Source organism: Streptomyces macrosporus, assembly GCF_039533145.1.
In the GTDB taxonomy this organism is placed as follows: domain Bacteria; phylum Actinomycetota; class Actinomycetes; order Streptomycetales; family Streptomycetaceae; genus Streptomyces; species Streptomyces macrosporus.
The window spans coordinates 95465-108874 of sequence record NZ_BAAASZ010000035.1; the positions used below are offsets into that span (position 1 = coordinate 95465).

Genomic DNA, 13410 nt, shown 5'->3' on the forward strand with positions numbered 1-13410 from the left:
AGGAGACGGTCATGTCCATCGTTCGACGGGCGGCTATCAGCGGCACGGCCCTGTCGCTCCTGACGCTCACCAGCCTGACCGGGAACCCGGCCACCGCCGCGGCATCCGACGCGTCAACCACCCAGGTGGCGGCGCAGACCCTGGTCATTCGCACGGCCAAGGACCCCAATCTCGTGGCCGACATGGCCTACGGCTCGCCGGAGCCGGGCAACCCGGTCACCCTTTATCCCGTCCACGGCGGGACGAACCAGCAGTGGGAGGTGATCCCCGTCCAGGGCGACTGGTTCCAGTTGCGGAACAAGGCGTCGGGAACGTGTCTGGTCAACGGCTATCACAGCGTGGAAAACGGCCACAAGCTGGCCGGTTACGGCTGCAACAAGGGCTATGAGGATCAGTTGTGGGCGCGCGTGGGCGTGGCGAACAGCAACCAGTTCACGCTGGTCAACAAGTACAGCGGCAAGTGCATGGACCAGACCCTCGACATCGCCGCACTCACCCAGCTCACCCAGTGGGACTGCCACGGGCAGGTGCAGCAGCGCTGGACCGCCACGGTTGTCTGACACAGCCGTCACCCTCGTCCGCTGCCCGGCGCCGACCGCCCGGGCAGCGGGCGACGTTCTGTACCGGCCGCAAAGGTTCGATTGCCGCGCCAATAGTCCGGTACCTCTGTGCGTGGTGAGCGACTTCGATTCGGCTTTCCAGCCGTGAATACTCCAGTGTGACGTCGGGATCCTGCGTCGGACCCGCACGAGCACCGAAACGGCCACCGTGTGATCATCAAGGGTTGTGTGGGCTCCTGAAGATCGTACGGTGGCCGCGGGCCGCAGCATGGACGCAGCCCGCCGGCGGACCATGTTCGACCAGGCCACGCCCCGGACAGCGGGTCGGTTCGGGCGAGTGGAACCCCGGGCGACCGCCCGCGCCTACCTGCTCGCGTTGCCGTCCAACGTCGAGCACAGCAACTGTCCCGGAGGGGGCGGCCCCAGGGGCTCGTCCGGGCGATCGTGCGCGGAGCCGGACGACCGGGGCCGCCACGGTGACGGTGCCCGGAAGGACATGGCCGCGCTCGTCGTAGCGGACGGTCACGGCCCGGGACCGCCGGAGCCGGTTGACCGCCCGCTCGACGGTGTTGCGCTCCGTGTGCCGCCCCTCGTCGCAACCGGGTCGCCCACCGCGTGGACCCCGGCGCCGGCGGGCGGCCTCCGGCCTCCCCCGGCCCGGGAACTCCGGCATCGTCGAAGGGCACGCCAACCGAACCAAGATGCTCAAACGGCACCTGCTCGGCCGCGCCGGCCTCGTCCTCCTCCACAGGCGCGTTCTCCTGGCGACACGAGTTCCGCGGAAACAGCCGGGCACGCCGGGCCGCGCGAGGCCAGACTGAAGCAGTGTTGATCGTGGATGCCGTACTGGAAACCGTGGACACCGCCGACTTCTCCCTGTGGCCGGTGGCCGGCCTGCCTCCCCATCGGCTCCTGGCTCTGTCTCCCCACATGACCCCGCTCGAAGTCGGCACTGCACTGGCGACCCTCGCCGACTACAACTCCCGGACGCCCGACGACCATCGTCCGGTGACAGATGCCCACGAGCGGATTCGCCGTCTGCTGGAGACGGACAAAGTCATCGCACCCGGCGGCCTCCGCATCCACCACACGGACATCGACGTCACGGTGAGCCCGGGCTGCTGTTGCGGCTTGGAGGACTGGCGCGAGTGGCTCGACATCACGAATGGAGATACCCCGTGGCTCGGCCACGACCCCTCGCCAAGGGTCGAGCACGCCGACCCGGTCGTCCGGTTGTGGCCCCACGGTGGAGACGCGGCAGACGCTCCTTCCGAGCGTCCCATCGAGATCCCGGTGGGCGACCTGCCAGGAATCCTGCGTACCGTACGGGACGGACTGCACGGCTTCCTCTCTCTCTCACCGGACAGTGGGCTGCCTGCCACGTTCCGACTCTCGCCATGGACCTGACTGCCAAACTCGGCGAGGACCTGGCCATCAGCGCACCACTGCCGGGCGACCACGGCCGACACGTACCGTGACCGACCACGGAAGTCGAGCCAGAACCCGATCTCGGAATGAAGCCGGCCGATCACCCTTTTGCGTCAGCCGTTGGCCTTCCGGTGAACCTCGTTCACGGTGGCCGCCAGGTCGCTCAGGTCAGGGCGGACGGCATGCGCGATCGAGGGGTCGTCGCTCTCGTTCAGACGGTTGATCCACACGCGGGTGATGTTCAGCCGGCCGGCCGGCACCATGTCGTGGAAGTAGCTCTGCGCCACATGTACCCAGCGGTCACGGGTGACACCGAGGGACTGCTCGAAGTACTCGAAGTGGTTGTGGGCCGGCTTGTAGGCACCGCAGTCCTCGGCCGTGACGACCGCGTCGCACTGAACCCGCAGGCGGCGCTGGGTCTCGCCGATGATGACGCGGTCGCAGTTGGTGAGCAGGGCGAGGTTCCAGCCGGACTCCCGCAGCTCGCGCAGGGCCTGCCGCGTCTCGGGGAAGACCGGCCAGAACGGGATGCCGGCCGTCAGCACGCGCAAGTCGTCCTCCACCAGATCGAGCTTCGCCTCGGCGACCGTCCGCTTCAACGCCTCCGCCAGGACGTCGCTGTAGCGCATGTCGGGGTGCTCGCTCTGCACCTGCGGCTCGTGACGGTTGTAGACGTCCAGCAGCTCCCAGCCCTTGCCGGGCGCGACCAGTTCGATGCCGGTGGCGATGCCGTGGCGCCAGTCCACGAGCGTGCCGAAACAGTCGAAGGTGACCCAACGCTTCTCGCTCATCGATCCATCCCCGGATTCTCAGGCGGAGCCACATCGGCACCCACCGCATGACCTGAAGCCACCGGAACCGCCCACAGCTGTCATTGTCCCCGACTCCGGGCCCGGGCGCCCCTCGCGAGTCGCCCACGCGGACCGGCGGATCAGCTTGAGCCCGACTTGGCCGTGGGTCAGCCCGTTGCCCCCGGTCGACCGCCCGCCACGCCCGCAGGGAGATCCCTCTCCAGCCCGGCCTGAAACCGATCCCGGTCGAGGAGCACCGGCAGACCGGCCGCGCATGGACGTACGGGTGAGGGACACCGGAACGGAGTAGCCGAGAGTGACGGTTGTCGCGCACGGTGGTCCTCGGCGAGAGTTCCGCAGGAATCCTTGAGGCGATCACGTTCCCGGGTCCCCGTTCGCGGAAATCCTCTCAGCGCGCGGGCTTTCCGCGAGATATGCGCGATGTGGCGGCGGCGTGGCGGCGACCGGCATCGACACGATCACCTGCTCCCCGGCACCGCCACCGCCCTGTGGTTGCCCGAACCGGCCGCCGCGACCGTCCTCGCCACCCCCACCCACTGCCGCTCACGCGAACAGCCGCGGAAACCCGCGGTCCACGACAGCGAGGCCGGCGTGAGCAGCACGACCGGCCACGCTGATTGAGCGCGCGGTCGGCCCAACTGTCCGGACCCGTGGAGCACCCACCGCGTCGGCCACCACGTTCCGCCCCGTGGTTCCCTCGGCGGACCCGCTCTCTGTCGTCGGGTCAGGTGTCGTTCGGTACCGCCGGCGGGCCAGTCCAGGTCCACGGCACGGCGGGCCGCCCGTCCGGCTCCCGTCCGTGGGGTGGGAGGTCGCGGACCGGGCCGGCCCCCGCGTTCAGGACGCGGTGCTCGAGCGTGGCGGCGGCTTGGTGCGCTCCTCGATTCCTGCACCCGAGTCCTGCGACGCCTCCTAGGATGCGACCGTGGAGTCGCTTCCCCCGCCCCCTCCCGCCCTCCTGCGGTTGTCGGCCGAGCGGCCGCGCCATGGACGCGAACCGGAGACGGTGACCGGGGGCCGAGGCGTTCGTGGACGGCCCGCCGCCTTCGGTTCCGCCGCGGCCCGGGGGAGCCGCGTATGCGCGTGGCTCCGCGCGCTGATCCAAGCCGTCCCCCTCCCCGGCTCCCGCCCCGTCCGTGTCGGAATGGCCGATGGCGCGCCGCTCCCCCGCACGACGTCGCGTCTTCCTCGCACCGGCGCCACCGCGCGGTTGCCGGGCACATCGACGTCCACGCACAGCTCACGAGCGACGGCGGCCTCCGGGCCTGGTCCCGGGCGATCGTCGGCCGCGGCCGGTGACGCTCGGAGCCGATGCGCATGGGATTCACGACGTTGCCGAGCACGATGGAGAGAACATCCCCATGCAGAACTACGACATCAAGAAGGAGCGGCGAGACCTCTACTCGGCCAGGCGTGACCGGTTCGAGATCGTCGATGTACCGCGCATGAGCTTCCTGATGGTGGACGGCCGCGGCAACCCCAACACGTCGGCCGACTATCGCGCGGCGGTCGAGGCTCTGTACACGACTGCCTATGCCGTGCGCGCGATCGCCAAGAGGGAGTTGGGCCGAACACACACCGTAGGCCCGCTGGAAGGGCTGTGGTACGCGGACGACCTCAGCGTCTTCAAGACCCGTGACCATGACGAGTGGATCTGGACGCTCATGATCGTTCAACCGAGCTGGGTCACCTCCGCCATGGTCGACGAGGCGATGAAGCACGTCGAGAGGACGAAGGATCTCAGCGCCGGGCACCGCGTGAGGTTCGACGCCCACACCGAGGGGCAGTGCGTACAGATCCTTCACGTCGGACCGTATGACGAGGAGGGTCCCACGATCGCACGGATGCACGAGGAGTTCATGCCCGCCGAGAAACTGGTCCCTCGCGGGCATCATCACGAGATCTACCTCTCCGATGCCCGCCGGACGGAACCAAGCCGACTGCGTACCATCCTCCGCCAACCGGTCAGCCCGGCTCACGCCTGACCTCCCCCGTACCCCGGTACCGGTGCGACGTGTCCGGCACGTCACCCCTGTCGGCCCCGCCGGTGCCGGCGCTGACCGATCCGGCTGGCTTCGACACCTCCGCCATGGACGGCTGGGCGGTATCCGAGCCCGGCCCCTGGCATCACGGTGGCATCGCGACGGGCAGCGACCGCGGGGATCGTCCTGCCTCCATGACCGGTGTGCCGGCAGGGCATACGCCCGCTCCCCTCCCCCACGGACGGGCGGTGACGATCACGACCAGGGCTCGTATCCCGTCCGGTGCCACGGCAGTCCTGCGTTCCGAGCACAGCACCGTCGGCGAGGGCAACCCGTACGGAGCCGATCCGGTACCGGGTGCGGGCATCCGGCGACGCGGCCGGGAGCGCCGCTCCGGAACGGACCTGCTGGGGACCACAGGCCGGCAACCGGCGGTCGTACCGCCCGGGTGCCCCGCAGAACCAGTGGCGGCCCCACCGAGTTCACGGCCGCTCGCGGGCACCGCCCGTCGCGGGACCCCGGCGGACGCGCCGCTCCGCCATCTCTCCGCGCCGTGCCGGACGCGTCCGTTCCCGCACCATGGTCGTCCGACAACGGTACCGGGCCCTCAGCGGGGCAACGGCCGCCGTACTCGGCTTCCATCCGGACCACGATGTCCTCGCACAACCGCATCTTGTCGATCTTGCCGACTCCGGTCAGGGGCAGTGCGGGCACCCTGACGACGTGCTCGGGCAGTTTGAACGGGGCCAGTCCGCCGTCTCCGAGGAAACGGCGGATCTCCCACAGCGTCGGAGAGCCCTCCCCGTCGTCGACGACGTACAGGCAGACCGTTTCGCCCAGGACGCGGTGAGGCATCGGGACGGCGGCGGCGCGCACGCCGGGATGCTTCTGGACCAGTGCTTCCAGTTCGCCCGCCGGGATCTTCTCGCCACCGCGGTTGATCACGTCCTTGACGCGTCCGACGACCACGAAGTTGCCCGAGGGGTGGCGGCGGACCAGGTCGCCGGTCCGGTAGAAGCCGTCGGGGTGAACGAGGTGGTGTCCGGGTCGCCGTGGTAGGCCGTGATGACGCCGGGCCCCCGGGCCAGGAGCTCGCCCGTTTCCCCGTCGGCGACGGGGCGACCCTGGTCGTCCACCACGAGGGTCTCGTCGCCCGGCGAGATGGACCGCCCCTGGGTGGTGAGCACCACTTCGAGGGGGGTCGTCGAACCGGGAGAAGTTCAGCAGTCCCTCGCTCGTTCCGTACACCTGCTGGACCCGGCAGCCGAAGGTGTCGCTGAACTGCCTGGCTGTTTCCTCGTCCGGGCGGGCTCCACCGACCTGCAGTACCTCCAGGCTCGACAGGTCGGGCCCTTGCCAGGCGGCACGTGCGGCGAGCCACTGACGGGCGACCGCAGGGGTGAGCGCGCAGTGCGTGACGCGTTCCCGCTCGATCAGCGCCATCGCACCGGCGGGATCGCCGGACTCGCCGAGCACGACCTTCCCTCCGTGGGCGAGCGCACCGAGGATTCCAGGATGCCCGAAGGTGAAACTGTGCGTCGCGGGCATGGCTGCGAGGTAGACCGCGTCCGGCGTCAGCGCCGACACCGCCGCCGAGCTACGGATGACATGGCCGAACGCCTCGTGCGTCCGGGGGATGGGCTTGGGCGCGCCGGCGGTGCCGCTCGACAGCAGGAACAGGGCGATGTCCGAGGGATGCCGGTGGTCGCTCGCCGCGGGGGCCGCCTCTTCGGCTGCGGCCGACTCGTCGAGGTCCAGGTGGCCGCGGGCCGGGTCGACCCCGCCGGACCGGTACGGCCATCGCTCCCGGCCGTACCGAGGACAGCACGGGGGCGAGTTCGTGTTCGCGCAACGTTGGCGGAGCGAGAACCGGGCGTGTGCCGAGTCGGATCAGGGCGAGTACGAGGATGACGAGCTGGGGCTGGTTGGGAAGCTGTACGAGCACGTTCTCGCCGGGGTGCGTTCCGCAGCGCGCCAACCGGGCGGCGCAGCCTGACACCGCGGCGTCCAGTTCGGCCCTGGTGAGAACCCGGCCGCCGCCGACGAGTGCCTCACGGCGGCCCCGATGTCCGCGGGCCGTCCAGGAGCGGCTCGTCCAGCAGGTCCGGGCGCCACCAGCCACGGCTCCGGTAGTCCGTCGACACCTGTGGGTCCGGCCTGTTCCCGCTCAGGGCGTCGGCGAGCTGCCGCAGGGTGCAGTCGTGCTCACCCCAGAGGTCGACACGGGTGCCGAGTCGTTCGGAGAACTCGATCTCCAACTGTGTGATGTCGACGGAGTCGAGTCCGAGGTGGGCGCGCAAGAGCGCGTCCTCGCGCAGGAGATCCTGTGCGATTCCCAGGTCGGAGAGAATCCTTCGCACTTCGTCGATGTCCGACAACCGGCTCTCCTCGTTGGAGCAAGGGAACGCTCTGGTAGTGGGACAGCCCGGGCAGAGGGTTCCACCGGCAACAAGCCGCTTGCGTCCCGGACGTGCGGCGGGCTCAGGGGCCGGGGCCGGTCTCCGAGCCCGAAGGGGAGCCGCACCGGCCCGGGCCCACCGCGTCCGGCGACCGGCCGCGCGGGGCTTCAGACGATGGTGAGCGTCGTCACCCCGGTCGCGCCCGTGACACCGGTGGTCAGACACAGCAGCAGTCCCGGCTGCGGAAGGGTGATGACCTGGGTCGCCGTGCGGCCTTGGAAACGGCCCTGGACGACGGTCCCGGTGAGCGTGGTGACGACCTGCCCGGCGACCGCGGTGCTGCTGCCGCCGACTTCGATGACGCTGGTGTCGCCGGTGCTCCACGTGAAAGTCCGAGAACCCTGGAATCCGCCGAGGAGGTCGTTGCAGCCCGCGTGGAGGGTGAACCGCTCCCCGTACGCCCCGCTCGTCACTTCACCCGCGCCGTCGACGCACGAACCAAGACGCCCGTCGGTGGTGATGTCGACGTCCTGCGGTTGGAAGGTGATCCCCGGACTGTAGGCGACGGACTCGGTTCCTTGGCACTGCAGCAGTGCGAGTGGTTCCGCGTGGGCGGGCCCGGCGGCCAGTGCGCCGGTGCAGAGTACGGTGACGGCGGTTGCCAGGGCTGCCGAGCGTGCCCGCGATCTCATGACGGACATGAAACGGCCTCCTTCGCGGTGAGCGGCGTGACAGGGGTGATGCCCGACACACCCGTTCGTAAGACAAGCGCGCGGGAGCGGTGCTGGAGGCGCGGAAGCCCCGTGCGCTGCCCCTGTGAAGACCGCGCCGGGCCACACCCCCGTTCCCCCCGGCCCACCCCTTGCCGCCCGGAACACGGGTGTGAGTCAGTGGACCGTGTGCGTGGCAAGCGGGACGTGGGCTCCACGCGTTTCTCCACGCGGCGATCTCCCCGGGCCCCTTGAGGCGCCGCGTCGGCTTCGAGTCCTGGAGTGCGATGGATCCACAAGAGAGCGGCACACGTGCGGTACCGGGCGCGAGGCTTCACTTCGAAGTGCGCGGGGAAGGACCACCGGTGCTGCTCATCGCGGGCGGCAACTCCGACGCGGCCGTCTTCAAACGCCTGGCCGCCGTCCTGGCCGCGGATCACCGCGTCGTCACGTACGACCCGCGGGGCAATTCGCGCGGCCTTCTCGACGGCCCGCCGAGGGACCAGCGGATCGAGGAGCACGCCGACGACGCGTACCGCCTGCTCGATCACCTCACCGGGCCCGACGAGCCCGCGCACGTCTTCGGACGTTGCTCGGGTGGGCTCGTCGCACTCGAACTCGCGGTCCGCGACCAGGACCGGGTCCGCTTGACGATCGCCCACGAACCGCCCGCGATGGGGCTGCTGCCGAATGCCGAGGATCACCTGGCGTTCTTCGACGACGTCCACGAGACATTCCGCCGCGAGGGCGTGGCGGCGGCCCTGCGCAAGCTCCGGCTCGTGTTCGAAGACGGGCCCGCGCCAACGCTGCCCGAGGCGCACGACAACACCGCGTTCTTCCCGGCCCACACCGTCAGGCCGGTCACGCGTTTCGTGCCCGATCTCACCACGCTCGCGACAGTGGCGGATCGGATCGTCGTGGCAGGCGGTCGCGACTCGCGCACCCACACCGTCCACCGGCCCGCGGTCGCCCTCGCGGAGTGGCTCGGCCGTGAACGGGTGCTGTTCCCCGGCGGCCACGTCGGCTACGCGAGGTACCCGGTCGAGTCCGCCAGGCGACTCGTCGAGGTGTTCGCGGCCTCGTCCGGCGCGGTGACTCCGGACCGTACCGGTGCGGGGCGCTGACATGCGCATCGTGATGGGGGCCCAGAACTGTGGCTTCGGCCCGGCTTCCGAACTCGTCGCGGTGTCCCGGCTGCTCTCCGGCTACGAGCGGGTGTTCGTCGGCAGCGGCGTGGCGGCGACGTTCGCGCGGCGCAATCCGGATGCCTTCGACGTCATCCGCGAGACCGGCGGGGTGCGCGGGAGGACCGGGGCCGCGGTGATCGACGATCTGCTGGAGACCAGCGGCCATGTGGTCTCGGTCATGGACGCCGACCTCGCCCTGCGGTCCGTCGTGGCGCGGCGGCCGGTGGTCATGGTGGACAGCCTGTTCGGCTTCTGGCGGCTCGGACGGCCGTTGGCCCGGATCCGCGACCTGTGCGCGAGCATGCCGCGCTCCTCCTACGCCGCGGCAGACCGACACCTGGCCGATCTCTCACCGCATGAGCGCATCGTCGCGGCACACCTGCTCGCCACGCACAGCGTGGTGCAGAACTTCCCGGGTGTCCCCGAGCGCGCGGCCGAGTTCGCCGCTCTCGACGCCGGGCCCGCGATCCACCTGACCGGCCCGATCGTCGACCTCGAAGGGCTGAGGAACACTCCGCGCGACGCCGAACCGGAGCACGACCTGCTGGTCAACATCGGCGGATTCAAGAACTTCCTGTTGGACTTCGACGTCAACAACGACTACCTGCGCCTGCTCCACCGCTGGATTCCCGACCTGCTGCGCGACTGGCCCCGGTTTCCGCGTGTCCTGGTCTGCGGTGGCCCCTTCGGCGGGCACCGCGAGCGGACCGTCTCGGTCGCCGGTCGACGGGCCGACTGCCGTCTCCTGCGCCAGCGCGACCTGCTGCGAGCGGTGGCGAGCGCGCCCGACTACCTGCTCGCCCCGGGACTCACGGCACTCCACGAGTCGATGGCTCTCGGACGGCTGCCGCTGGGGATCCACGAGCAGCACTACGCGCACATCTTCACCTTGCGTCGGCTCGACGGCACGCTCTTCGGCCGGAACGCCGGCCGGTTCGCGGACGTCCTGCCACACCACCGGGTACCCGAGGACGACGTCACCGGGACCGCGGCCCTCGTGGAGATCGCCGATCGCGTACGGGAGGACGACGAGCTCTACGCGGTGTTCCGCAGGACGTTCAACGAGCGGATCGAACGCCACGTCTCGCTCACTCCGGCGCGGCGGCGGCACGGCGTCGAGGAACTGCGGAAACTGCTCGGCGGTGAGCCGGTCCACACGGTGCTGGCCAGGATCCTCCCCCACGGCGCAGCGGATGACAGCCGACGGGACCCAACCCCGCGGAAACGGCCGGACCGGCCGACCGCCGCGGCCCACACCGCACCTGTCGCACGACAGGCAACGGAAACTTCCCGACATCCGGAGACGGATTGAACGCCTCCCAAGAACCCGACCGCGCGGCCCTCTTCGCTCTCAGGAACCGGTTGCTCGGCCCCCTGCGCAACCGGTTCCTGACAACGGATCAGCTGTGCGAGGCGGGCCGTCTCATGTGCGGCCGCCCCGAGGGTCTGTCCCTCTACGGCATCCCCGCCCCCGAGATGGAGGCCCGAGGACTCCGCATCCTGGGCCGTACCGCCGTCGAGTGCACCAAGGACCCCCACCCCGCGACCGTTGCCGGCGCCATCGCCGAAATCGAGGCCACCACCCCCGAGGCCGATGGCGAAGCGATGGTCGTCGACCTGTTCTGCGGTTCCGGGAACTTCGGCCACCACCTCGGCCGACGCTTGCGCCGCCCCGTATACGCTTCCGAACTCGACCCGATCGTCCACGAGGCCGGCCGACGCAATCTCGACCGTGTCGGTTCCGCTGTCGATCTCCGTCTGGCGGACTACCGTGACCTGCTCGACGCGCTTCCCGCCCGCAGCGAGCGCGACGTCTACATCGTGGAGCCCTCCTGGGGCCCGGCCTTCACCCCGGACGGTCTCGATCTGACCCGTACCTCACCCCCCGTCCCCGAGATCATCGAGAACATCCGGCGGTCCCGCGACTGCGTGCCATGCCTGGTGGTGATCGAGACCAGCGACCGCGTCGTCCACGGCTCCCTCGAGTTCTCGTTCGGAAACGCGATCCACCTGCGCACCCTCGTCCCCGAGCCGTTTCCACCCCATCGCACCGGCTCACATTTCCACCTCTATCGCCTCGGCGAGTGACGGGTCGAACGGATTCGATCGCGCACCGAGCCGGGTCGACGATCCGGCTCTCCCAGCGCCACCGGTCGCCGCCGGGATATGCGGTCAGGCCGCTGCGCGAGCGACCGAGTCCATGGCCGTCCGGCTCGGCCGCCAGACCGTCCGCGTCCGGCCGACCCTGACGGTCAACCTCCTTTTCCGCGCCCGGCGGCGTGCCGGTGGGCTCGGCAGACGGTGGAATCGACGGACACCTCCCACACGATGAAGTCCTCCGCGTCCATCGTGATCTGCAGTTCCTTCAGCGCGCGAAGCCGGGTGCCGTCGATCCGCCGGCGCCGGAACAGGGAATACGCCGTCTCCCACGGTCCGTACCCCTCCGGGATGTCCCGCCACGGCGAGCCGGTTCGCGCCCGCCACCAGATCGTGTTGAAGACCTGTCGGCGGTCCCGGGACCTGCGGCCCATCCTCCGTGCCGGCGGCAGCAGCGGTTCCAGCACTCCCACTGGTCGTTCGTCAGATCACCACGAGCCACAAGGATCGTTCCACGACCTTGATCAGCATCTCAAGCAGACCCTGGGCGGCGATGAAGGCGGCGACGTCGTCCGCGAGCGTGGACATCACAGGGACCGTCCGGTGGTCCCAGGGCCGGCGCCGTGACCGCGCACGAGCGCGAGGAACTCCACTCCGCGCGCGGCCGGGGCCGGACGGCATCACGTCGCCGAGCAGTCGGCGTTGTCATGGAACAGCACGACACAGGCGTCACCGGGGCGCTCCGGCGTCCAGGCCGGCGGACCACCACTGGCCGAACCGTGCCGGGCGATTCGCCCGATTCTCCGCGCGGTGTCCGGTGCCAGCGCGTGGATGTCGGTGCCGATCACCGGAGCACCGGATCGTTGCCACCCGGCCCATCGGGCTCCGAGCGGTGCGGCCCGTGCAGCCTTGAGGTCGGCCGCTCCGGGAACCAGTCGTCTCCGAGGAAAGCGAACGCACCGCTGACAGCCACACACGGTCCGTGCAACACTCGACCGACGGCTTCGGCCGAGGCCGAGCCCACCCGTCCGGATCGCCGACGGGCATTCCGATGGAGCTGACCCCTGCGGCCGGCCGGGCCCGCGCCGACCGGGCTCTCCCGCAGAGCCCACGGAAAGCTCGCGTCCGGACGCACGCGTCGCCTGGTCCCGCGCTCCCGAGAGGACTCTCACCATGCAAGCGGACGGCCGTCTTCCCCCGATCAGCATCCTGATACTGGCGGCCGAGAAGGATCTGCCGGGGCTTGGTATTTGCGTGGAGGGCATCCTTGCCCACTGCCGAAACCCCATCGCCACCCTGCGAATCATCACCCGGCACAAGCCGAGCCCGCCCTACACCGTCCCGGACGCGCGGGTCGTCTGGGTGGACGAACGCCGTTGTGTACCCAGCGTCCAGGACATCCACGGCTTCCTGCACGCGTCCGGCAGAGATCCGTCCAACGCCTCGTGGTACTTCCAGCAGCTCGTCAAACTGCTGTGCTTCGACATCCTCCCCACCGGCGTCCCCGAACACGTCCTGGTCGTCGACGCCGACTTCGTCCTTCTACGGGACGCGGTGTTCGTCGACGCACAGGGACGCTCCCTGGTTCCGTACGGATACCCGCTCACCTGGCGCCTGGGCATCCGCGACCACCGGCTCCCCCGCCACCACTCGGCTCTGGATGCCGCCTCACGACTGGTCCCCGGTTGGCGTCCGGTCGACGCCTACAGCGGAATGCAGCACCACATGGTGTTCGACCGCACCATCCTCGGCGATCTGGCCAGACGGACACGACGCACGCACGGCACGCCCTTGTGGCGGGCGTTCCTGACCACCGCCGACCCCGGCAAGTGGACCGGTGCTTCCGAGTACGTCCTCTACCGGCACTTCGCCGCGCGTTTCTTCCCCGAACGGATCCGCCAACGACATCTGCAGGCCGTGGACGTCATCCAGGCGAACGGACCCGGTGGGTTCCACCTGTCCGAGGTCGTACGCGCCGCTCACCGCTCCACCCTGGACGCCGTCGGCTGCCACCGCTTCCTGCACTACGCCGAGCGGTTGGCGACCATGGACTACATTCCCGAGCACCTCCGCCGGACCTTCCCCGGACGGCCCGTGCCACTGCGGCTGCACTTGGACCACGGCCTCCTGACGATCTCACCCGCAACCCGCCCCCTCGTTCTGGAACCGTGACGGCCCCCAGGACCACGAGTCGGCATGTGTCGGCCGGGACGGAGCTTTTTCCGCTCGGCTTCG

Annotated in this window: 15 protein-coding genes and 2 pseudogenes; 8 read left to right on the plus strand and 9 right to left on the minus strand. The window is 70.1% G+C overall.

Annotation, left to right across the window (positions count from 1 at the left end; genetic code table 11):
* Nucleotides 1-11 precede the first annotated feature (11 nt).
* Together ABD335_RS25190 and ABD335_RS25195 are read left to right on the plus strand one after the other, a co-directional pair.
* Nucleotides 12-560 (plus strand): RICIN domain-containing protein, encoded by a 549-nt coding sequence (locus tag ABD335_RS25190; protein WP_344327630.1) that lies wholly within the window; start codon nt 12-14, stop codon nt 558-560.
* Between the two features lie 825 nt (nt 561-1385).
* The gene (locus ABD335_RS25195; protein WP_344327632.1) at nt 1386-1967 is read left to right on the plus strand and encodes a hypothetical protein; all 582 of its coding nucleotides are present in this window, start codon (nt 1386-1388) and stop codon (nt 1965-1967) included.
* A 134-nt stretch (nt 1968-2101) separates the two neighbouring features.
* Here ABD335_RS25195 and ABD335_RS25200 read toward each other — a convergent pair whose 3' ends face one another.
* Nucleotides 2102-2779, minus strand: coding sequence for an HAD family hydrolase (locus tag ABD335_RS25200; protein ID WP_344327635.1), 678 nt, complete (start codon nt 2777-2779; stop codon nt 2102-2104).
* Between the two features lie 1382 nt (nt 2780-4161).
* Here ABD335_RS25200 and ABD335_RS25205 point away from each other — a divergent pair.
* Both ABD335_RS25205 and ABD335_RS30940 read left to right on the plus strand, forming a co-directional pair.
* Nucleotides 4162-4785, plus strand: coding sequence for a GyrI-like domain-containing protein (locus ABD335_RS25205; RefSeq protein WP_344327636.1), 624 nt, complete (start codon nt 4162-4164; stop codon nt 4783-4785).
* Nucleotides 4786-4847: 62 nt separating this feature from the next.
* Nucleotides 4848-5501, plus strand: coding sequence for a hypothetical protein (locus tag ABD335_RS30940; protein WP_425583740.1), 654 nt, complete (start codon nt 4848-4850; stop codon nt 5499-5501).
* A 22-nt stretch (nt 5502-5523) separates the two neighbouring features.
* On the opposite strand, the pseudogene ABD335_RS30945 reads toward ABD335_RS30940, so the two are convergent.
* The 6 genes and pseudogenes from ABD335_RS30945 to ABD335_RS25235 all read right to left on the minus strand — a co-directional run.
* A pseudogene (locus tag ABD335_RS30945) lies at nt 5524-5637 on the minus strand (hypothetical protein); the annotation flags it as partial.
* Between the two features lie 86 nt (nt 5638-5723).
* Nucleotides 5724-5972 (minus strand): hypothetical protein, encoded by a 249-nt coding sequence (locus ABD335_RS25215; RefSeq protein WP_344327638.1) that lies wholly within the window; start codon nt 5970-5972, stop codon nt 5724-5726.
* Nucleotides 5973-6042: 70 nt separating this feature from the next.
* Nucleotides 6043-6471 (minus strand): annotated as a pseudogene (locus tag ABD335_RS25220) (AMP-binding protein); the annotation flags it as partial.
* Entirely contained in the window at nt 6380-6904 is a 525-nt protein-coding gene (locus ABD335_RS25225) for an AMP-binding protein (RefSeq protein ID WP_344327639.1), read from the minus strand. The pseudogene ABD335_RS25220 and the gene ABD335_RS25225, both read right to left, overlap by 92 nt.
* On the minus strand, nt 6834-7160 hold the full coding sequence (locus ABD335_RS25230; protein ID WP_344327640.1) for an acyl carrier protein: 327 nt from the start codon (nt 7158-7160) through the stop codon (nt 6834-6836). The genes ABD335_RS25225 and ABD335_RS25230 overlap by 71 nt, the downstream gene beginning before the upstream one ends.
* Before the next feature lie 188 nt (nt 7161-7348).
* On the minus strand, nt 7349-7882 hold the full coding sequence (locus ABD335_RS25235) for a hypothetical protein (protein WP_344327642.1): 534 nt from the start codon (nt 7880-7882) through the stop codon (nt 7349-7351).
* A gap of 374 nt (nt 7883-8256) precedes the next feature.
* Here ABD335_RS25235 and ABD335_RS25240 point away from each other — a divergent pair, with 374 nt between their 5' ends.
* The 3 genes from ABD335_RS25240 to ABD335_RS25250 are packed head-to-tail and all read left to right on the plus strand — an operon-like array spanning nt 8257 to nt 11166.
* Nucleotides 8257-9015, plus strand: coding sequence for an alpha/beta fold hydrolase (locus ABD335_RS25240; protein ID WP_344327643.1), 759 nt, complete (start codon nt 8257-8259; stop codon nt 9013-9015).
* 1 nt (nt 9016) lies between these two features.
* Entirely contained in the window at nt 9017-10390 is a 1374-nt protein-coding gene (locus ABD335_RS25245) for a hypothetical protein (protein WP_344327644.1), read from the plus strand.
* Nucleotides 10387-11166: a class I SAM-dependent RNA methyltransferase gene (locus ABD335_RS25250; RefSeq protein WP_344327646.1), complete on the plus strand. Its 780-nt coding sequence runs from the start codon at nt 10387-10389 to the stop codon at nt 11164-11166. The genes ABD335_RS25245 and ABD335_RS25250 overlap by 4 nt, the downstream gene beginning before the upstream one ends.
* Before the next feature lie 164 nt (nt 11167-11330).
* On the opposite strand, the gene ABD335_RS25255 is transcribed toward ABD335_RS25250, so the two are convergent.
* A complete protein-coding gene (locus tag ABD335_RS25255) occupies nt 11331-11648 on the minus strand; it encodes a transposase (protein WP_344327647.1) in 318 nt (105 codons plus the stop codon).
* A gap of 207 nt (nt 11649-11855) precedes the next feature.
* Nucleotides 11856-12023 carry a hypothetical protein gene (locus tag ABD335_RS25260; protein WP_344327648.1) on the minus strand — a complete coding sequence of 56 codons (168 nt, stop codon included), beginning with the start codon at nt 12021-12023 and terminating at the stop codon, nt 11856-11858.
* Between the two features lie 325 nt (nt 12024-12348).
* On the opposite strand from ABD335_RS25260, the gene ABD335_RS25265 reads away from it, so the two are divergent.
* The gene (locus ABD335_RS25265) at nt 12349-13347 is read left to right on the plus strand and encodes a DUF6492 family protein (RefSeq protein ID WP_344327650.1); all 999 of its coding nucleotides are present in this window, start codon (nt 12349-12351) and stop codon (nt 13345-13347) included.
* The last annotated feature ends 63 nt before the right edge of the window (nt 13348-13410 follow it).